The organism is Butyrivibrio sp. MC2021 (genome assembly GCF_000621605.1).
GTDB lineage: Bacteria > Bacillota > Clostridia > Lachnospirales > Lachnospiraceae > Butyrivibrio.
The window spans coordinates 20,363-39,982 of the sequence record NZ_JHXX01000003.1 but is presented as its reverse complement, the minus strand read 5'-3'; the positions used below and the strand labels follow the sequence as shown (position 1 = coordinate 39,982).

Annotated in this window: 15 protein-coding genes; all 15 read left to right on the top strand. The window is 47.1% G+C overall.

The window, feature by feature from the left end:
* The 15 genes from T359_RS0108300 to T359_RS0108230 all read left to right on the top strand — a co-directional run bounded on the left by T359_RS0108300 (position 1) and on the right by T359_RS0108230 (position 19,608).
* Positions 1-1,092 (top strand): hypothetical protein, encoded by a 1,092-nt coding sequence (locus tag T359_RS0108300; protein ID WP_035784067.1) that lies wholly within the window; start codon positions 1-3, stop codon positions 1,090-1,092.
* A gap of 30 nt (positions 1,093-1,122) precedes the next feature.
* Complete coding sequence (locus tag T359_RS0108295) at positions 1,123-2,097, top strand: hypothetical protein (protein ID WP_026517067.1); 975 nt, start codon at positions 1,123-1,125, stop codon at positions 2,095-2,097.
* Between the two features lie 12 nt (positions 2,098-2,109).
* The gene (locus tag T359_RS0108290; protein ID WP_026517066.1) at positions 2,110-2,466 is read left to right on the top strand and encodes a transporter; all 357 of its coding nucleotides are present in this window, start codon (positions 2,110-2,112) and stop codon (positions 2,464-2,466) included.
* The gene (locus T359_RS0108285; protein WP_026517065.1) at positions 2,463-2,804 is read left to right on the top strand and encodes a hypothetical protein; all 342 of its coding nucleotides are present in this window, start codon (positions 2,463-2,465) and stop codon (positions 2,802-2,804) included. The genes T359_RS0108290 and T359_RS0108285 overlap by 4 nt, the downstream gene beginning before the upstream one ends.
* A gap of 92 nt (positions 2,805-2,896) precedes the next feature.
* Positions 2,897-5,947: a GH25 family lysozyme gene (locus T359_RS21495; RefSeq protein WP_051545146.1), complete on the top strand. Its 3,051-nt coding sequence runs from the start codon at positions 2,897-2,899 to the stop codon at positions 5,945-5,947.
* Between the two features lie 65 nt (positions 5,948-6,012).
* Positions 6,013-7,098, top strand: coding sequence for a dTDP-glucose 4,6-dehydratase (gene rfbB / locus T359_RS0108275; protein WP_026517064.1), 1,086 nt, complete (start codon positions 6,013-6,015; stop codon positions 7,096-7,098).
* Between the two features lie 27 nt (positions 7,099-7,125).
* Positions 7,126-7,995 carry a glucose-1-phosphate thymidylyltransferase RfbA gene (gene rfbA, locus T359_RS0108270; protein WP_026517063.1) on the top strand — a complete coding sequence of 290 codons (870 nt, stop codon included), beginning with the start codon at positions 7,126-7,128 and terminating at the stop codon, positions 7,993-7,995.
* A gap of 28 nt (positions 7,996-8,023) precedes the next feature.
* On the top strand, positions 8,024-8,506 hold the full coding sequence (locus T359_RS0108265; RefSeq protein WP_026517062.1) for a hypothetical protein: 483 nt from the start codon (positions 8,024-8,026) through the stop codon (positions 8,504-8,506).
* Between the two features lie 25 nt (positions 8,507-8,531).
* Positions 8,532-9,077 carry a dTDP-4-dehydrorhamnose 3,5-epimerase gene (rfbC, locus tag T359_RS0108260; RefSeq protein ID WP_026517061.1) on the top strand — a complete coding sequence of 182 codons (546 nt, stop codon included), beginning with the start codon at positions 8,532-8,534 and terminating at the stop codon, positions 9,075-9,077.
* A complete protein-coding gene (locus T359_RS0108255) occupies positions 9,074-10,075 on the top strand; it encodes an ABC transporter permease (protein WP_242839066.1) in 1,002 nt (333 codons plus the stop codon). Before rfbC ends, T359_RS0108255 begins: the two co-directional genes overlap by 4 nt.
* Before the next feature lie 26 nt (positions 10,076-10,101).
* A complete protein-coding gene (locus tag T359_RS0108250; protein WP_026517059.1) occupies positions 10,102-11,433 on the top strand; it encodes an ABC transporter ATP-binding protein in 1,332 nt (443 codons plus the stop codon).
* Positions 11,434-11,459: 26 nt separating this feature from the next.
* A complete protein-coding gene (locus T359_RS22140) occupies positions 11,460-13,625 on the top strand; it encodes a class I SAM-dependent methyltransferase (protein ID WP_081795506.1) in 2,166 nt (721 codons plus the stop codon).
* An 11-nt stretch (positions 13,626-13,636) separates the two neighbouring features.
* A complete protein-coding gene (locus tag T359_RS0108240; RefSeq protein ID WP_155840053.1) occupies positions 13,637-15,766 on the top strand; it encodes a glycosyltransferase in 2,130 nt (709 codons plus the stop codon).
* A complete protein-coding gene (locus T359_RS0108235; RefSeq protein ID WP_035784065.1) occupies positions 15,753-17,810 on the top strand; it encodes a glycosyltransferase family 2 protein in 2,058 nt (685 codons plus the stop codon). The genes T359_RS0108240 and T359_RS0108235 overlap by 14 nt, the downstream gene beginning before the upstream one ends.
* 55 nt (positions 17,811-17,865) lie before the next feature.
* Positions 17,866-19,608 carry a phospho-sugar mutase gene (locus tag T359_RS0108230; protein ID WP_026517056.1) on the top strand — a complete coding sequence of 581 codons (1,743 nt, stop codon included), beginning with the start codon at positions 17,866-17,868 and terminating at the stop codon, positions 19,606-19,608.
* Positions 19,609-19,620: the final 12 nt, after the last annotated feature.

Below are 19,620 nucleotides of genomic sequence, written 5' to 3'. Positions count from 1 at the left end.
ATGAAGGATTATAAAGATAAAAACTGCATAGGAAAGCGCTGTTTTATCGGCCTTCTGGTGGCGCTTCTTCTGTTTTTTGCTTTCTGCAGCGCCCTGGTCATATATGTGGATCCTTTTTTTCACTATCATGAGCCCCTTAGCGGATTTCCCTATATCGTGGACAATCAGCTGAGCCAGAACCCCGGCATGGCCACCAATATGAAGTATGATTCCTGCATTATAGGCTCCTCCATGACTGTGAATTTTGACACAGATGATTTTAACGAGTTCATGGGGCTTGATACAAAGAAGCTCAGCTACAGCGGGGCCTACCCCAGGGATGATTACAATATTTTATCCATCGTCTTTGACAGAGGAACCCTGGCCAGAAAAAACAGTGATGTGAAGGCGGTATTTCTTGCAATGGACGTGCCCACCATGACGGCGGACATCGATACCACCAAGTATCCGCTGCCTGAGTACCTCTATGATGACAATTATCTGAACGACGTCAGATATCTGCTTAACAAGGACGTGCTTCTTCAGTACATAATGAGGCCCCTTATTCAGAAAAAGGGCTCTGATCTGTCGGAGATCTACTTTAGCTGGTGGACCCCGGAGTACTACAACATCCAATGGGTCATGCACACCTATGAAGAGCCGGAGCAGAACCCTGAGGTTGTGACCTGGGACATGGTTTATCCCAAGACCAAGGAGAATCTGGAGGTAAATATTCTTCCTTTTATTGAGGAGAATCCCGACACGGAGTTTTACATTTTTTTCCCGCCCTACAGTATTCTCTACTGGCACAACGTTATGCGGGAGAATTCCTATGACGCCACCTTCTCCCAGTACGAGTACATTGCGGAGAGGCTCCTTGAGTATGACAATGTTCATCTGTTTTATTTCCAGACCATGGAGGAAGTCACAGACCTCAACAACTACGCGGACTACTCCCATTACAAACCCGAGATAAACAGATTTATGGTAGAATGCTTTAGTAATGGTATGTATGAGATCCATTCCATGGATGAGATGAAAAATGAACTGGAAAAGATGAAGCATACCGTTGAGAATTTCGATTTTGACTCACTTTTTTCAAAAGACTGGTAAAAAAATATTTGATTCAGGAAGGATTAAGGTATGAGTAAGAATAACAGAAATAAGAAGGAAATATCTATTTCTGAGATCCCCATGTGGGTCCATGTTTCGGTCCTGGCAGTAATTGTCCTGGTCATCGGCTTTTCTGCTTACAAGCTGATCAAGTGGAACAGCGGAACCGTGGAGACTGAGGGCGTAACAGGAGTTGACGCTGAGGTTGAGATCCTTGATCAAATCTTTGTTCTGCCGGAGGATAAGAAGGCGGGACACGAGGACGACGGAGTAGAGACCATCCTTTTCCTCGGAAATGATGCCATCACCTATGACCAGAAGGAGACCGGCGTTGTGGGACAGATAGAGCAAAAGCTGGGAGCCACCTGCTACAACTGCGGATTCCCGGATACAACGGTGGCCCTTAAGAATGCCGATTTTTCAGAGGATTATCCCGCAGACCGCTACAGCTTTAAGAATGTTGCGGACTGCATCGCCAATGACAGCTTTGATGAGCTTATCTCCGGGGCCTCTGCTTTTGATGATTATACCTATGAGGATCACGCCAGAAAGCTCAACGATATCGATTTTAACACCGTGGACACTCTGGTTATCTTCTATGATGCCCAGGACTATCTCAAGCTCAGGATCGGTATGAATCCGGACAACGACCAGGATACCGTCACCTACAGCGGAGCCCTTAACTACGGCATCAAGAGGATACAGGAGAAATATCCCTTCATCAGGATCATATGCATGTCCTTTACCATGTGCTATGCCTATGACTCCACGGGAGCCCTTGTGAGCGGCGACAGATATGACTTCGGAAACGGCAAGCTCACCACTTATCTGCAGTTTATGATCGACAATTCCGGAGCCAACGGAGTTTCCTTTATAGATAACTACTACGGAACAGTCCATGAGGACAACAGCTCGGGCTGGCTTTTGGACAACATCCACACCAATGCCGCATGTAATGAGCACATCGCAGACCACTTCGTGTCTGCTATATATAAGAGAGATTAACAGGTTGTTATTATGAAAAAGAAAAAATTAGGAATTATAGATATTTTGCAGCTTCAGAGCGCGGTGGTGGTTTATTCCCTGTCCACTGTGGCTGCCAAGCTCGCTTCCGAGCATGAGTTTTTATCCTTTAAATACATACTCTTTTTTGGACTGGAGTTTGTAATCCTGGCGGCCTATGCCCTTATCTGGCAGCAGATGATCAAGAAGTTCCAGCTGTCCATAGCCTATGCCAACAAGGCTCTGACACTGATGTGGTCTCTGGTATGGAACTTTGTTCTTTTCCACAACGGCATTACCCCCTTTAAGGTGGTGGGCGTGGTCCTGGTTGTAATCGGAGTTATGGTGATGAACAGTGAGGTGGCGGAATGAATATATTTTTCCTTCTTATGATCCTTGCTGAGCTCATTGCTTCCACTTCCCAGATCCTTCTTAAAAAGAGTGCCGAGAAGGAGTATCCCTCCTTTATCAGGGAATATCTGAATGTACTGGTCATCGGCGGCTACGGAATGCTGATGGTATCCATGGTCATTTCAATCTTCTGCTATGACGGCCTGGGATACATGGGGGTTGTGGTCATGGAGCCCCTTGGCTATATCATTGTTATGTTTCTTTCAAGACTTGTTTTCAAGGAGAAATTCACAGCAAAAAAGCTTATCGGCATGGTGATGATCCTTGGAGGCATAGCTGTTTTCTACGCTCTCGGGTGAGGGAGGGGCGCAAATTTGCTGATATAGCGCAGAAATGTTAAAATTTTTTATAGGTATGTTTATTTTTCGAGCTTTTTGGGGAGATGTTTTTTATGAAAAAGGTTTTGAATTTATTCGGTACAAATAAGGACAGGAATCGTCGGGAGGACTTTCCCGAGGATGAGTACTATGATGACGACATGGATTATCGCGAGTCTGATGAGGATTATGACTCTGAGGACTATGAAGATGATGATTACGAAGAGGATGAGGACTACGTAGAAGATGAAGAGGACTACGTAGAGGAAGATTACGAAGACGAATATGAAGACGAGGAGTACTCCCAGGAGGAAATGGAGGAGTACTACGAAAAGTCCGCTGCCAGAGAGAGCGCTGCCAGACAGAACGCTGTGGAGGAAGCGCCTGAGGAGGAGAAGGACTACGAGTTTTCGGATGATGACGAAGATGACTATCCTGACGAGGAATACGACAGGGAAGAAGACTACGAGGAAGAATACGAAGACGACTACGTAGATGACGACTATGAGGACGAGGACTACGATGAGGACGAGGATGATGAGGATTCTCCCCGAGGATACGGTCGCGGCAATTACAGGTCTTCAGGCAACGGCAGAAGGCCTTCCGGCAAGGAGAACAAGGCCGCTCTTGTGCTTTCCCGGTTCCTGGATGCGGTAAAGAATTCCTCTGCTGTTGAGCGTATCGCAGCAGTTTTCGCGATTCTTCTTATAACAGGGGCTGCTGTGACAGCTATTCTTTATTCCACTGCCATGAACAAGAATGATGAGCTCTCTGCTTTTGCAGAGGTGGGAACCTCCATGGCTGAGGTACAGGTTGTAGGTCAGAGCGGACTTATAGCCATTGCGGATGCCCAGAAAGCCAAGATGATGGCAGCGGAGCTTATCAGCGAAGAAGAGCAGGAAGAGGAGGAAGTTGTTGAGGAGAAGACCGCCACCGTGGTGAAGGTGACCCTCACTTCCATCAAGAGCGATATCAAGGTTAAATTTATTGATACGGATACAGACAAGCTCATAGGCAACGTGCCCTTTGAGATCAAGGTTGTAAACCCTGACGGCACTACAGTCACCTATGATGACCACGACAGAGACGGTATCATCTACAAGACCAAACTCACCGCAGGAACCTACAAGATCACACCCAAGGAGCTTCCTGCCGGATACGAGGATTATCAGCTGAGTCTTGACACCCAGACCATCAAGGTAAAAGACACCGTGGAGATGAAGGCTGTTGATGTCAAGAACGAGATCAAGGATGAGTCCCAGATCAATGTAGCCAAGGAAGAAGCCAAGGGAGGCCAGGAGACCGAGTCAGAGCTCCAGGACACCGTGGACTGGGACGGCGAGAGCTGGGTTAAGGACGGGGAGAGCGACGGCACCGTCACCTATAAGGAAGTTAAAAAGGAAGATGTACCGGAGCCCAGCGGATCCTCCAGGGTCACTGTTTCCAAGCTTCCAAGATTTTCCGAGAGCCTTACAACGGATTCAGCCTCAGCGGAGCTCACCTATGATATCGGGGAGGAAGAACCCGGGGAAGAGGAGCCGGTAGAGGAAGAACCCAAGGAAATAAGTCTTGATAAGACCAGCTACAGCCTGGTAGTGGGCGAGACAGACACCATCAGAGCCAGCGCTGATGCTACGTTATATTTCTCCACCAGCAATTCAGATGTGGTATATGTTGATGAAGACGGAAGACTCACCGGTGCGGGAGAAGGCAGCGCCACCATCACAATTTCCGCAGAGGGCTACAAGGATGCGTATGTATCCGTAACAGTCACCAAGAAGGAAGAGCAGCAGGAAGAAGAGGTGGAGATTAAAAAGGTTCCTCTGGAGACCTACAGTCTTTCGCTTTATGTGAAGGAAACTGCCAAGATCAAATGCACAGAGGATTCTGTTAAGTGCAAATATTCCTCTGACAACGAGGATGTTGTCAAGGTTGATAAAAAGGGTAATGTCACAGCCGTGGGCGAAGGAACCGCCACAATCACGGTTACAGCCAAGGGCTATGAGGAGGCCAGGGTAGAAGTAACAGTTGTAAAAAGAACCGATGGCGGCGTGGTTCCCATCGAGATCCAGACCCTTACTCTCTATGAGAGACAGACCAAGAAGATCAAGGCGAAGGAATCCGGACTTAAGCTGCTCTTTAGCTCCAGCGACAAGAACGTTGCCAAGGTTGCCGATGACGGCACCATAACAGCAGTAAGCAAGGGAACCTGCAAGATCACGGTATCCGCTGAAGGCTATGAAGATGCAGTTATCGACGTTACCGTAGTTCACCAGGAACTCAAGGACAAGGACGGCAACACTCTTTATGTAATGGAGAAGGACGGAAGCTACAGAGTTGCCACCTATGCGGACTATTCCGAATATAAGTCTTTCTACAAAAAGGTTGAGAACACCAACAAGGTTTATCACGGCTGGGCAACCATCGACGGAAGAACCTACTTTTTTGACAACAGCGGCAATTATGTTACCGGCGAGCAGGTCATCAACCATGTAAAATATGTATTCGGCTCCGACGGAGTCCTTGCAAAATCTGCTCCCACAGTCGGTATTGATGTCAGCAAGCACAACGGAAGCATCGACTGGAAGGCAGTCAAGAACTCCGGAGTTAACTTTGCCATCATCAGATGCGGATACAGAGGTTATTCAACCGGAGTTATGGTTGAGGATCCTACCTTTAAGACCAACATCAGAGGCGCTCTCGGAGCAGGTCTCAGAGTCGGAGTGTATTATTACTCCCAGGCTGTGGATGAGGTTGAGGCCGTTGAGGAGGCTTCCATGGTCATCAATCTTCTTAGCGGATACGGCATTCAGCTTCCTGTTTATATGGATGTGGAGGCCAGCGGCGGAAGAGGCGACCAGATCAGCGTCTCCCAGAGAACAGCCAACATCAGGGCATTCTGCGGAACCATTCAGTCCGCAGGCTATAAGGCCGGTGTCTATGCCAACAAGGCCTGGCTTACCAGCTACATCAATACATCACAGATATCCAACTATAACATCTGGCTTGCCCAGTACGCCAAGGAGGTCAGCTACAGCGGCTCACGCTACGATATGTGGCAGTATACCTCCAAGGGAAGGGTGTCAGGAATAAGCGGAAACGTGGATATGAATATTTGCTATTAAATTTGACAAATTATTGTGGTATACTATTTCGGTAAAAATTTGATTTTTTGGAAAGAAGGTACTAAATGAGAACTTATCTGGTCACCGGCGGCGCCGGATTTATCGGATCTAACTACATTCATTATATGTTTAAGAAGTACGACAACGAGATCCGCATCATCAATGTGGATGTGCTTACCTATGCAGGTAATCTTGAGAACCTCAAGGATGTTGAGGGAAGAGATAACTACACCTTCATCAGGGCTGACATCTGCGACAGAGATGCCATTAACAAGATATTTGAGGAGAATGACATCGACAGAGTTGTTCATTTTGCTGCAGAGAGCCATGTTGACAGATCTATTGTCAATCCTGAGGTATTTGTTCAGACCAATGTTCTTGGTACAGCTACAATGCTGAACGCTGCCAAAAAGGCATGGGAGCTCCCTGACGGAACATTCAAGGAGGGCAAGAAGTTCCTCCATGTAAGTACAGACGAAGTATACGGTTCCCTTCCTGAGGATCCCAATGCATACTTCTATGAGGATACACCATATGATCCTCACAGCCCTTACTCAGCAAGTAAGGCTAGCTCAGATATGCTTGTTAAGGCTTATATGGATACATATAAGTTCCCTGCAAATATTACCAACTGCTCCAACAACTACGGACCTTATCAGTTCCCTGAGAAGCTGATTCCTCTTCACATCAACAATGCCCTTGCAGGCAGAGATCTTCCTGTATACGGCGACGGCAAGAACGTTCGTGACTGGCTCTTTGTTGAGGATCATGCCAAGGCCATCGATATGGTTCAGGAGAAGGGCAAGCTTTTCGAGACCTACAACATCGGCGGACACAATGAGAAGCAGAACATTGAGATCGTTAAGACCATCATCGATGTTCTCAGAGAAGAGCTTGATGATTCAGATCCCAGAAAGGCACGCATTTCCTACGATCTTATCAAGTATGTATCAGACAGAAAGGGTCATGACAGAAGATATGCCATCGCCCCTGACAAGATCAAGAGAGATCTGGGCTGGGAGCCTGAGACCATGTTCAAGGAAGGTATCAGAAAGACCATCAAGTGGTACTTCGAGAACCAGGAGTGGCTCCAGCACGTTACCAGCGGTGACTACGAGAAGTACTATGAATCAATGTACAGCAATCGCTGATAGCCTATTTTATAAGGAGATTTTTATATGAAGGGTATTATTTTAGCCGGCGGTTCAGGAACCAGGCTTTATCCTCTTACCAGGGCAATGTCCAAGCAGATGATGCCTGTATATGACAAGCCCATGATTTATTATCCTCTTTCAACCCTGATGCTTGCAGGAATCAGAGAGGTGCTTATCATTTCAACTCCAAGAGATCTTCCTATGTTTGAGGAGCTCTTCGGAACCGGTGAACAGCTGGGAATGCAGTTTTCTTATGCTGTTCAGGAGCAGCCAAGAGGTCTGGCCGATGCATTTATCATCGGTGCTGACTTTATCGGCAAGGACTCTGTGGCCCTTGTACTTGGCGACAATATTTTCTATGGTCAGAGCTTTAGCAAGCTCCTCAGAGAGGTTTCCTCAAGAGAGAGCGGAGCTACTATTTTCGGATATTATGTAAGAGATCCCAGAGCTTATGGCGTTGTTGAGTTCGATGAGAACGGCAAGGCTATCAGCATCGAGGAGAAGCCCGAGCATCCCAAGAGCAACTATGCTGTTCCGGGCCTTTACTTCTATGACAACAAGGTTGTTGATATCGCCGCCAATGTTAAGCCTTCAGCAAGAGGCGAGATTGAGATCACCAGCATCAACAACGAGTATCTTAATCGCGGCGAACTCAGGGTTGAGACCATGGGCCGCGGCTTTGCATGGCTTGATACAGGCAATCACGATTCCCTGCTTGATGCCGCAGATTTTGTATGTGCATTCCAGAAGAGACAGGGCTTATACATTTCCTGCATCGAAGAGATTGCTTACAAGAGAGGCTTCATTACCAAGGAGCAGCTTCTTAAGCTTGCCGAGCCTCTTATGAAGACAGATTACGGTAAGTATTTAGTAGAAGTTGCTAACGGGCTGTGAGCACTTAGCGAACTAAAGGGGGACAGGTATGGATTCAAAAGTGTTCAGAATGGCACTTCTGGTGATAATCAGTGTTTTCGCTCTTATCGCTGTAATAGTCTATGCCACCAACGCGGACAGAATTAACGGACTTCTCGGGAAAAAAAGTGAAAGTGCTGCGGTAGCCGTGAGCGCTGAGGAGACTTCACTGTCACTTCCCGAAGAAGCTTACGGAGAGCAGATCGGCGAGAATCTCAACGGATTTTTATATGATGAGGACTTTTTTGACGAGACAGAGAAGATTCCTTCCGTTGTAGTCATCAAGAAATCAGCCGCTTCTGCTTCAATTTCAGATGAGGATGAGGCAGCCTATGTTATATCGGAGGACGACATTCAGGGTACAGGAATGGCCGTAGTCGGCCAGCTGGAGAACCCCGGGGATGAAGCCAGCTTCGATATCAGCGGCGCCATGTCCAGTCTTCCGGCGGTTGTGCCTATAGAGGGAGCTTCTGCAGCCGGCGCCGGTAATTAAGAATAATTTTTTGGAGATATTTGTAATGGGACAGATAACAGTAGAAACATGTGAGATAGAAGGCCTTAAGGTCATCACTCCCAAGGTATTCGGCGACGAGAGAGGATATTTTGTGGAGACCTACAACAAGAACGATTTTGTCAATGCAGGCATTGATGTGGAGTTTGTTCAGGACAACCAGTCAGCCAGCAAGAGAGGCGTTCTTCGCGGACTTCATTTCCAGAAGGAATTTCCTCAGGACAAGCTTGTAAGATGTATCAACGGCGAGGTTTTTGATGTGGCCGTTGACCTCAGAAGGGATTCCAAGACCTTCGGTAAATGGTTTGGAGTAGTGCTTTCAGCAGAGAATAAGAAGCAGTTCTTTATTCCCAAGGGATTTGCCCATGGCTTTTTGGTTCTTTCTGATTATGCAGAGTTTGCTTACAAATGTTCCGATTTTTATCATCCTAATGATGAAGGCGGTCTTAAGTGGAACGACCCTGATATTGGTATTGAGTGGCCCCTTCAGGATGGAGTAGAACTTATCTTTTCCGATAAGGATACAAAATGGGGAGGAATCAAGGAATATTGAATACCGGACTTAAGAAACTTCCCAAGCATGTAGGCTTGGGCGTTTTCTATGTATTGGCGATTGCTCTGGCACTTCTTTTGATTCTCCACAACAACCCCCTGGCAGATCCGCATACAGAGATGCTCAAGAAGATCTGCGGATGCACTCTTATCGCTGTGAGCTGCATACTGGTTTTCTTCTGGTATGACAAGCTGACCGTTTTGCCGGTGGAGCTGTGGAATTCCAGGAAGCTTATTAAAAGGCTGGCCGTCAATGATTTCAAAAAAAGATATGCAGGCTCTTATATGGGCATAGTGTGGGCACTGGCACAGCCGGTGGTCACTGTTTGCATGTATTATATTGTATTTGATATTATTTTCAATCAGAGAGCCCAGGCGGTTTCAGGAGGAATTGAAGTTCCCTATGTTCTTTTCCTTACCACCGGTCTTGTTCCCTGGTTTTTCTTTACAGAAGCGCTTACCAACGGAACCACATCGCTGCTGGAGTACAACTATCTGGTAAAAAAGGTGCTGTTTAAGATAAGCATACTGCCAATTATTAAGATAATAGCAGCTATGTTCATTCACATTTTCTTTATCTGTGTTCTTATGATAATCGCCTGCATCTATGGTTATTATCCTAATATCTACTGGTTGCAGATTATTTATTATATGGGGTGTGAGTTTATTCTGGTATTGTCCATCAGCTATGCCACCTGTGCTATAGTTGTGTTCTTCAGGGACCTTCTGCAGATCATCAATATCGGACTTCAGTTGTTCCAGTGGTACACACCTATCCTGTGGAATATTGAGATCGTTCCGGACAAATTCAAGTGGCTGATCAAGCTCAATCCCATGACCTATATCGTTGAGGGCTATCGCAACGCCATCTACGGTGACACATGGTTCTTTGAGCATTTTTATTCTTCAACATATTTCTGGCTTTTTGTGGTGGCAACCTTCTGTATAGGAGCCCTGATCTTCAAGAAGTCCAAGCCGCATTTTGCAGACATTCTTTGATATTAGCATTACTTTTTGGAGCATGAATGGAAAAAGATATAGCTATTGAGGTAAAAAACCTCACGAAATCATATAAGCTCTATGATAAACCCATGGACAGGCTGAAGGATTCACTGGGTCTTGCGAGAAAAAAGAAGTACAAGGAGCACCTGGCTCTCAACAATGTAAGTCTTTCTATCCGCAAGGGCGAGACTGTGGGTATCATCGGAACCAACGGCTCCGGTAAGTCCACTATCCTCAAGATCATCACAGGAGTTCTTTCTCCAACTGCGGGTGAGGTCAATGTGGACGGCCATATTTCAGCTCTTCTGGAGCTGGGTGCCGGCTTTAACATGGAGTACAACGGCATCGACAACATCTACCTCAACGGTATGATGATCGGTTTTTCCGAGGAGGAGATAGAAAAAAGACTGGATTCCATCCTGGAGTTTGCTGATATAGGCGATTATGTATATCAGCCGGTGAAGACTTACTCCAGCGGTATGTTTGTGCGACTGGCCTTCGCCGTTGCCATCAATATCGATCCGGAGATCCTTATCGTAGACGAGGCACTTTCCGTAGGAGACGTATTCTTCCAGGCCAAGTGCTATCACAAGTTTGAAGAGTTTAAGAAACAGGGAAAGACCATTCTTTTTGTTTCCCATGATCTTTCAAGTATCAGCAAATACTGTGACAGAGCGGTTCTTCTGAATCAGGGCGTACTTCTGGGAGAAGGAACCCCCAAGAAGATGATCGACATCTACAAGCAGGTCCTTGTGGGACAGTATCCATTGCCTAAGAGCGAAGTGGATAATCTTCTTGATGATGAAGAGATCAGGGAGGCCGCAGCCGCTGCTGACAAGAAGGCCAGCGACAAGGTTAAAAAGGATGCTGACAATAAGGCTTCCAAGGCTGATTCGGTGAACCCGGATACCCTTGAATACGGCGACGGAGCAGCTGCCATCGAGGAGTACTTTGTTACGGATTCCAAGGGAGTTCGCACCAGCTCCATTATCAAGGGAACAGACTTTGCTGTTCATATGAAGGTGAGATTTACCCAGGATGTTCAGGCACCTATTTTTGCCTTTACTTTCAAGAACATCATGGGAATTGAGATAACCGGCACCAACTCCATGGTGGAGAAGGCATTCCTTGAGCCTGTTAAGGCGGGGGATGTTAAGGAGATAACCTTTACCCAGAACATGTCGCTTCAGGGGGGAGAGTATCTTATCAGCTTCGGAGTTACCGGATTTAAACAGAACGATTTTACAGTGTATCACAGACTTTATGATGCACTTAACATCACAGTTGTTTCCGACAAAAATACCGTGGGCTATTACGACATGAATTCAACCTGCAAGGTGGAAGACGCAAAGTAAAAGGCTCCGAGAAGGAACGGGATAAAATGCAGGAAGAAGTTAAAATTGGAAAGGTTACGCTGAATTTCAAACATTATTCCGGAGTCGATCTCTATAGTGACGGAGCTATTGAGAACGAGCTTCTTGAGATTGTCAAAAAATACAAGAAGGAAGAATATAACAAGGTAATAGAGGAGAGGGGCAACTGGCCAATTCTCTATCATCTTTCCGAGCAGCGCGCCAACATCGTTGAGTGGATCCCCATGGATAAAAAGGCCAAGGTTCTGGAGGTTGGTTCAGGCTGCGGCGCCATAACAGGCATGCTCTCCAAGAAGGCAGGAACCGTTGTTGCCTGTGATCTTTCCAGGAGACGTTCCGAGATCAATGCCACAAGAAACAGTGACTGCGACAACGTTACTATCCATGTGGGCAATTTCAGAGACGTGGAACCGGACCTTCCCAGGGACTTCGATTATATTTTCCTTATCGGCGTTTTTGAATATGGTCAGGGATACATCGGAACAGATAACCCCTACGAGAAGTTCCTTCGTATGATGGGAAGACATCTTAAGAAGGGCGGAAGAATCGTTATCGCCATTGAGAACCGTCTCGGACTTAAGTATTTTGCAGGCTGCGCAGAGGATCATCTTGGAACCTACTTTAGCGGAATAGAAGGCTATTCCTCAGACAGTGTTGCCAAGACCTTTACCCGCAACGGACTTATCAATATTTTCAAAAAATGCGGAATGAACGAGTATCACTTCTACTATCCATACCCGGATTACAAGCTGATGACTCTTCTTCACTCCGATTCATATCTTCCCAAGTTCGGGGAGCTTCAGGACAATGTCAGAAACTATGACAGGGACAGACTGGTGCTTTTTAACGAGAAGCACGCCTATGAGGACCTGGTTAAGGACGGAATGTATCCTGAATTTGCCAATTCCTTTGAGGTTATCTTAGGTCCCGGTTTTGACACCATCTACAGCAAATACAGCAATGACAGAGTTGATGAGTTCAAGATAAGAACGGACATCGCCATTGACAGGGCAGGCCGCAGGATCATCAAGAAGTATCCTCTTACAGAGGCTGCCAAAGAGCATGTCTACAGCATAAGGGATGCTTATGTGGGCCTTGTGGAGAAATTCAGAGGCGGTGACCTGGAGATCAACGACTGCCAGATAAATGAGCAGGAAGGCTGTGCCATTTTCTCCTTCGTGAACGGAGTTCCGCTGGCTTCTCTTCTTGATCAGTGCATAGACAAGGATGACATGGAGGGCTTTAACGCCCTTTTGAACGAATATATCCGAAGAATCAGCTACAAGGAGAAATATCCTGTATCCGATTATGACCTTATTTTCTCAAATGTTATGGTCAATGGCCCTATTTGGACTATAATAGATTATGAGTGGACCTATGGTAAGTGCATTCCTCCCAGGGAGCAGGTCTGGAGGGCGCTGTACTGCTACAGACTTGAGGACAGAAAGAGAGAAAAATTCGATCCCAAGCCTGTTTTCAAGCGTCTCGGACTTTCCGAAGAGGACATCAAGGCCCTTATCGAAGAGGAGTATGCCTTCCAGAAATATGTCACCGGCAACAGAATGTCCATGGTGGAGATCTGGAAAAAGATAGGCAGAAAGGTCATTGTTCCCAAGGACATCACCACCAAGGTGGAGGCCGCAAGACCCGCTGACTGCCTTCAGGTTTATCTTGATAAAGGAGAGGGCTACTCAGAGGATGAGAGCATTTTCCCTGAGGAACAGTATGACGACAACAGCACTGTTGAACTGGATATCAGAGTGGACAGCAAGTGCAGGACAGTGAGAATAGATCCCGCTTTTGCACCTTGTCTTGTGACCATCGCAGATGCCAGCTGGAACGGAGAGAGCCTTTCAGACAGTGATGTGGACGTTTCAATTCATCCGGTCAACGGGGAATGGATATCGGATGATTCCATGATTTTTGATACAAACGATCCGAACATTGAATTCGGTCTTACAAGCGAGAGCCTGAGCGTTATGGAGAGAAACCATCTCAAGGTCAAGCTTATAACAACTCTTATTCCGGCAGTTTCCGCCACAGCCATTGTGGAATCTCTGGAACAGCAGAATCAGAAGGTGGAGAAGCCACCGGTGGAGAATCTGATCAAGAGGATTGGAAAAAAGATCATACAAAAGCGTGAGGAACGCTATTTTAGAGATGACGAGGAGTGATCAAGGGGGTTATGCTTAAAGATTTAGCCAAGGCTGCTCTTGTAAAGAGCAGAACAACTAAATACAAAAAAGCGGTAAATGCCAAGTCTTCAGCCTATGATAAGTGGCAGCATGCCATTGAGAAGCAGAATGTGATCACGGCTGAGGCACCTGTGAGCTATGAGACTCTGGAGTCCGGAGAGATCGTGCCACACAAGCTTCCGGAGCCCAAGATCAAGGTGATACCCTATGCCAAGGTCTGGGAGGTATCGGAAAACAAGGGCGACGAAAATATGATTTACCTTTTTGTCAGCCCCAAGGGCAAGCTCACCAGGAGAGCCACAGAGGTGGTCAGACAGTATTTTATCGCACATCCCGAGCATAACCTTGTTTACGGAGACGAGGATGAGATAGGAAAGGGAGGAAAATACATCCATCCTTTCTTTAAGCCTGACTGGTCTCCGGATTCATATCTTAACGCATTTTACATCGGCAGCTACTTTGCCTGCCGTGCTTCTGTCATGCATGCCTCCGGAGGAGAATACGACGGCGCTGTCAGAATGCTTGGAGGAACCTCCAACAAGCGCAATTCACCGGAGCAGGTGGGACTGGAAGCATCTTTATTGTCAGCGGACGTTCTTTTTTGCATGATTGCTCTTCATGAGCATGCCTTTGCCAAGAGAACCGGTCTTGAATTTCCTGTGGGCCATATAAGAGAGGTGCTTTTCCACAGAAATCCCGAGCAGGATGTTTTCTACGGAAGAGCCTACCACAATTCAAGACATATGCTGCTTAAGCCTACAACGGTTTCTATCATCATTCCTTCCAAGGATCATCCGGAGGTCTTAAAGAGATGTCTCGAGTCCATTGTCGAGACCACCGGAGGGGAGCCCAATATCACCTATGATATTGTGGTTCTGGACAACGGAAGCGATGCCAAGAACCGTGTCAGATACGGCGTATTCATCGGTAAAATTCCTAAGAAAAACGGTCTTACAAAGATCAATTATTTATACAAACTGGACGAGTTCAATTTCTCAGCCATGTGCAACAAGGGCGTGAAGAATACCATGGGGGAGTACCTTCTTTTCCTCAATGATGATATTGAGGCGGTGAAGGAAGGATGGCTTCGTGAGATGGTATCCCAGGCCCAGCTTAAGCATGTGGGTGCGGTGGGAGCCAAGCTCATTTATCCCGACACGGATCTTATCCAGCATGCCGGCATCGCCAACGTAAGGCGGGGCCCCGTGCACAAGCTGCAGAAAATGCATGATAACAAGAGCCACTATTTCGGCTACAACAGAGGTATCCACAACACCATCGGAGCCACTGCCGCCTGTCTTATGATCAGCAGGCAGAAGTTCAGGGATGTGGGCGGATTCCCCGAGGAGCTCAAGGTGGCCTTTAATGATGTGGATTTTTGCTACAGCATTTTTGAAAAAGGTTATTATAACCTTTGCTGTAACCATATCTACTTAAGACATTACGAGTCTCTTTCCAGAGGACTGGATAACCTGGATCCCAAGAAGATGGAGAGACTGGCGGTGGAGGGCGATACCCTTATGAGACGCCACGCCCATCTTTACAACGTGGATCCCTTCTACAGCCCTCATCTTACAGAGGATGAGACTATTTCCGCCATTATCCCCAGGGAGGACTATACTCCTGTGGAGGATATTCCCTATGCCACAGTCAGTATCCATGACAAGGGCATCAAGGGAGCCAGGGAGGATCAGTGCCTGAGAGTAGGCTGTGAGTACAACGGCACCCTGGACAACTGGCTTTACGGCGTCACCGCCGAGGGCAATTCAGAGGGGTATTATCTCAAGGGCTACAGCTTTGTGATCGGCTCTGACAATGCTCTTTTTGAAAGGAAACTTCTCCTTCGTCTGGTGGAGCGCTATGAGGACGGAGCAGGACCTGTGGGTCCCAAGGTATACAGCTTCCCTGTCTACACCTGGTACAGGCCTGACATCAGAGTAAGGCTTCAGGATCAGGTGAATGTGGATCTTACAGGCTACAAGCTCAAGATCGAAAAGGGGCTGCTCCCTCCGGGATACTACCAGATAGGCATGCTCGCCATCGACAAGACAAGCAGACTCAAGTTAATCAATTGGGTTCCAAATATATTAAGAATAAAGGATAACCATGGCAGACGATAAAGATTTTAAGGCCGCCTACGAGCGGGAAAAACTAAAGAGTGCAGACCTGGCACAGCGCATAGCTGAGCTGGAGGACAAGAACCAGGAGCTCCAGTTCAAGCTGGACAGGATCAAGAATAACCCCATCTGGAAGGCCAGCACCCCTGCAAGAAATACCATGCACTGGGTCATCAGACAGAGGGACAGAGTTCGCAATCAGGGCTCCCTTAAGGGGGTTATAGCCAAGATCAAATACAAGCAGATCGAGAAGAAGGCCATGACTCACTACGGCACAGAGAGCTTTCCTGATGAGGCCACAAGGAAGATGCAGCAGGAGACCAAGTTTGAGTACAGGCCCCTGATTTCCATCCTTGTTCCTCTCTATAACACTCCCGAGAGATTTTTGAGGGATATGATCGGCTCCTGCCTTGATCAGACCTATAACAACTGGCAGCTTTGCCTGGCCGACGGCTCAGATTCCGAGCACATCGGCACTGTTTATTCCATAGTAAAAGAGTTTCAGGCTGACAAGAGGGCCCTTCGCCCCGACGGCAGCTGCAGGATCTCTTACATGAAGCTTGAAAAGAACGAGGGTATCTCCGGAAATACCAACCACTGCCTTGAACTGGCAGAGGGGGAGTATATCGGACTTTTTGACCATGATGATATCCTTCATCCCGAGGCTCTCTACTGGTATGTGAAGGCTATCAATGAGGAGAAGGCTGATTATATCTACTGTGATGAGACCACCTTCAAGGGTGATGACATCAACAAGATGATCACCATGCATTTTAAGCCTGACTATGCTATAGACAATCTCAGGGCCAACAACTATATCTGCCATTTCAGTGTGTTCAAGAGAACTCTCCTTGACGGCACTGAGCTTTTCAGAACCAAGTTTGACGGAAGCCAGGACCACGATATGATCCTTCGTCTTACGGACAGAGCAGAGCATATCGTTCATGTGCCCAAGCTTCTTTATTACTGGAGATCCCATGCGGGCAGCGTAGCATCCGATATTAATGCCAAGCCCTACGCCATCGATGCAGCCAAGGGAGCAGTTGCGGATCATCTTCGCCGCCACGGCTATGACCATTTCAAGATCACCAGCACCAGGGCCTTTGAGACAATTTTCAAGATCACCTATGAGGTTCAGGGAACACCCAAGATTTCAATAGTTATTCCCACCTGTGAACACAAGGAAGACCTCAAGAGATGTATAGATTCCATTTATGAGAAGTCAGTTTATGACAATTACGAGATCATTGTAGTTGAGAACGGCAGCAAGGGTTCTGATATCAAGGGCTATTATGATGAACTTCGTAACGGCTCTCTCAAGGATATTGTGAAGGTAGTGGACTACTACGAGAACGGTCAGCACCTGAATCCCGACGGCAGCAGACCAGCATTTAATTATTCAGCTGTAGTTAACTACGGTGTACAGCACTCCGACGGAGAGTACATCATTCTTTTAAATAACGACACACAGGTCATCACCGTGAACTGGATGGAAGAGCTTCTTATGTATGCTCAGAGATCCGATGTGGGTGCGGTTGGAGCCAAGCTTTATTTCCCCGACAGAAAGATCCAGCATGCCGGCGTTGTACTGAAGCTGGGAGCCCACAGAACAGCAGGCCATTCACACTACGGACAGGCCGGAATGAACCTGGGATATATGGGCAGACTTTGCTACGCTCAGGATGTCAGCGCTGTTACCGGTGCATGCCTTATGGTCAGCAGAGCCAAGTATGATGAGGTTGGTGGCTTTGGCGAGGACTTCGCAGTGAGCCTCAACGACGTGGATTTCTGTCTGAAGCTTAGAGAAAAAGGATATCTCAACGTATTTACACCTTTTGCGGAGCTGTATCACTATGAATCCCTTTCAAGAGGTCTTGATCTGGAGGGTGAGAACGCAAAGCGCTACGAATCAGAATCAGAGCACTTCCGCACCAAGTGGAAGGCTGTTCTGGACAAGGGAGATCCCTATTACAATCCAAATTTCTCCCTGGACAGAAGTGATTTCAGCCTGAACGTGGAAGGATACTCAAGTTTACGCACACAGTGAGATATTCCCTGTGTTATAATGCATTATATACAGCGTTTAATGAGGAGGAAAAGGAATGAGTGACGCACAGAAACAGTTGGAATACTGGCTTAACGATCCGTATTTTGACGAAGAGACCAAGAAAGAGCTGCTTTCCATCAGGAATGATGAGGCAGAGGTTGAGGACAGATTTTACAGAGAGCTTGAGTTTGGTACAGGCGGACTCCGCGGGGTAATCGGAGCCGGTACCAACAGAATGAACAAGTACACCGTAAGAAAGGCAACCCAGGGACTTGCCAATTATATCAAGAAGAACGGCGGACCGGATGCGGCCAAGAAGGGTGTGGCAATTTCCTATGACTGCAGAAGATTTTCTCCGGAATTTGCCGATGAGACAGCACTTTGCCTTGCTGCCAACGGAATCAAGGCTTATGTGAGCGATATTCTTCGTCCTACTCCTGAGCTTTCATTTGCTCTCAGAGAGTTTGGATGTATCGCAGGAGTTATGGTTACAGCATCTCACAATCCACCTGAGTACAACGGATACAAGGTATACTGGGAGGATGGCGCTCAGGTAACACCACCTCATGACACAGGTATCATTTCTGAGGTTGTTGCCATCACAGATTATGCTGAAGTTAAGACTATGTCCAAGGAAGATGCCATTGCACAGGGACTTTACATCTCCTTTGGCGAAGAGATAGATGACAAGTACATGGTTGAGCTCAAGAAGCAGATCATCCACAAGGACGTTATCGATGAGATGGCTGATAAGTTCACCATTGTTTATTCACCATTCAACGGAACAGGTAACCTTCCTGTAAGGAGAGTACTGAAGGAGCTTGGCTTCAAGAACGTATTCGTTGTTCCCGAGCAGGAGAAGCCCGATCCCAACTTTACAACACTGGCATATCCCAACCCTGAGGATCCCAAGGCCTTTGAGCTTGCTCTCAAGCTGGCAAAAGAGAAGGATGCAGACATTGTTCTTGCAACCGACCCTGATGCAGACAGACTGGGAATCTATGCCAAGGATACCAAGACCGGTGAATATGTTGCATTTACAGGAAATATGTCCGGAATGCTCATCGGCGATTATATCTTAAGAGAGCGCAAGGCAACAGGCACAATGCCTGCCAACCCTGCTTTTGTTACAACAATCGTTACCACCAATATGGCTAAGGCTGTAGCATCCAAGTACGGTCTTCACTACATCGAGGTTCTTACAGGCTTTAAGTACATCGGCGAGCAGATCAAGCTCTTCGAGCAGAACGGCCAGTCCTACAACTATGTATTCGGCCTTGAGGAGTCCTACGGATGCCTTGCAGGAACCCACGCAAGAGATAAGGATGCCGTTGTTGCGGTTATGATGCTCTGCGAGCTGGCTGCTTTCTACAAGAAGCAGGGCAAGAGCGTTTGGGATGCTATGATCGACATGTATGAGGACTATGGCTACTACAAGGAGGGCCAGTACTCCATCACCATGAAGGGCAAAGAGGGCGCTGAGCAGATCGCAGCTCTTATGGACAGACTTCGCAGCAATCCTCCCAAGGAGTTCGGCAGCTGGAAGGTAGAAGAGTTCAGAGATTACAAGACCGGCAAGACCGTTGATATGGCCACCGGCAAAGAGGGCGAGACAGGACTTCCTGTATCCAACGTTCTCTATTTTGCACTGGATAACGATTCCTGGTGCTGCGCAAGACCTTCAGGAACAGAGCCCAAGATCAAGTTCTACATGGGTGTTAAGGGTAAGAACCTTGAGGATGCAGCCAAGCTTCAGGATGAATTAACCGATGCAGTTAAAAAAGTAATAGGACAGTAAAAGGAAAAACCA

Coding starts and splice junctions, on each gene's coding strand:
- rfbB (WP_026517064.1), top strand. CDS start 6,013: ATGAGAACTTATCTGGTCACCGGCGGCGCCGGATTTATCGGATCTAAC.
- T359_RS0108300 (WP_035784067.1), top strand. CDS start 1: ATGAAGGATTATAAAGATAAAAACTGCATAGGAAAGCGCTGTTTTATC.
- T359_RS0108250 (WP_026517059.1), top strand. CDS start 10,102: ATGGAAAAAGATATAGCTATTGAGGTAAAAAACCTCACGAAATCATAT.
- rfbA (WP_026517063.1), top strand. CDS start 7,126: ATGAAGGGTATTATTTTAGCCGGCGGTTCAGGAACCAGGCTTTATCCT.
- rfbC (WP_026517061.1), top strand. CDS start 8,532: ATGGGACAGATAACAGTAGAAACATGTGAGATAGAAGGCCTTAAGGTC.
- T359_RS0108295 (WP_026517067.1), top strand. CDS start 1,123: ATGAGTAAGAATAACAGAAATAAGAAGGAAATATCTATTTCTGAGATC.
- T359_RS21495 (WP_051545146.1), top strand. CDS start 2,897: ATGAAAAAGGTTTTGAATTTATTCGGTACAAATAAGGACAGGAATCGT.
- T359_RS0108240 (WP_155840053.1), top strand. CDS start 13,637: ATGCTTAAAGATTTAGCCAAGGCTGCTCTTGTAAAGAGCAGAACAACT.
- T359_RS0108265 (WP_026517062.1), top strand. CDS start 8,024: ATGGATTCAAAAGTGTTCAGAATGGCACTTCTGGTGATAATCAGTGTT.
- T359_RS0108230 (WP_026517056.1), top strand. CDS start 17,866: ATGAGTGACGCACAGAAACAGTTGGAATACTGGCTTAACGATCCGTAT.
- T359_RS0108285 (WP_026517065.1), top strand. CDS start 2,463: ATGAATATATTTTTCCTTCTTATGATCCTTGCTGAGCTCATTGCTTCC.
- T359_RS22140 (WP_081795506.1), top strand. CDS start 11,460: ATGCAGGAAGAAGTTAAAATTGGAAAGGTTACGCTGAATTTCAAACAT.
- T359_RS0108290 (WP_026517066.1), top strand. CDS start 2,110: ATGAAAAAGAAAAAATTAGGAATTATAGATATTTTGCAGCTTCAGAGC.
- T359_RS0108235 (WP_035784065.1), top strand. CDS start 15,753: ATGGCAGACGATAAAGATTTTAAGGCCGCCTACGAGCGGGAAAAACTA.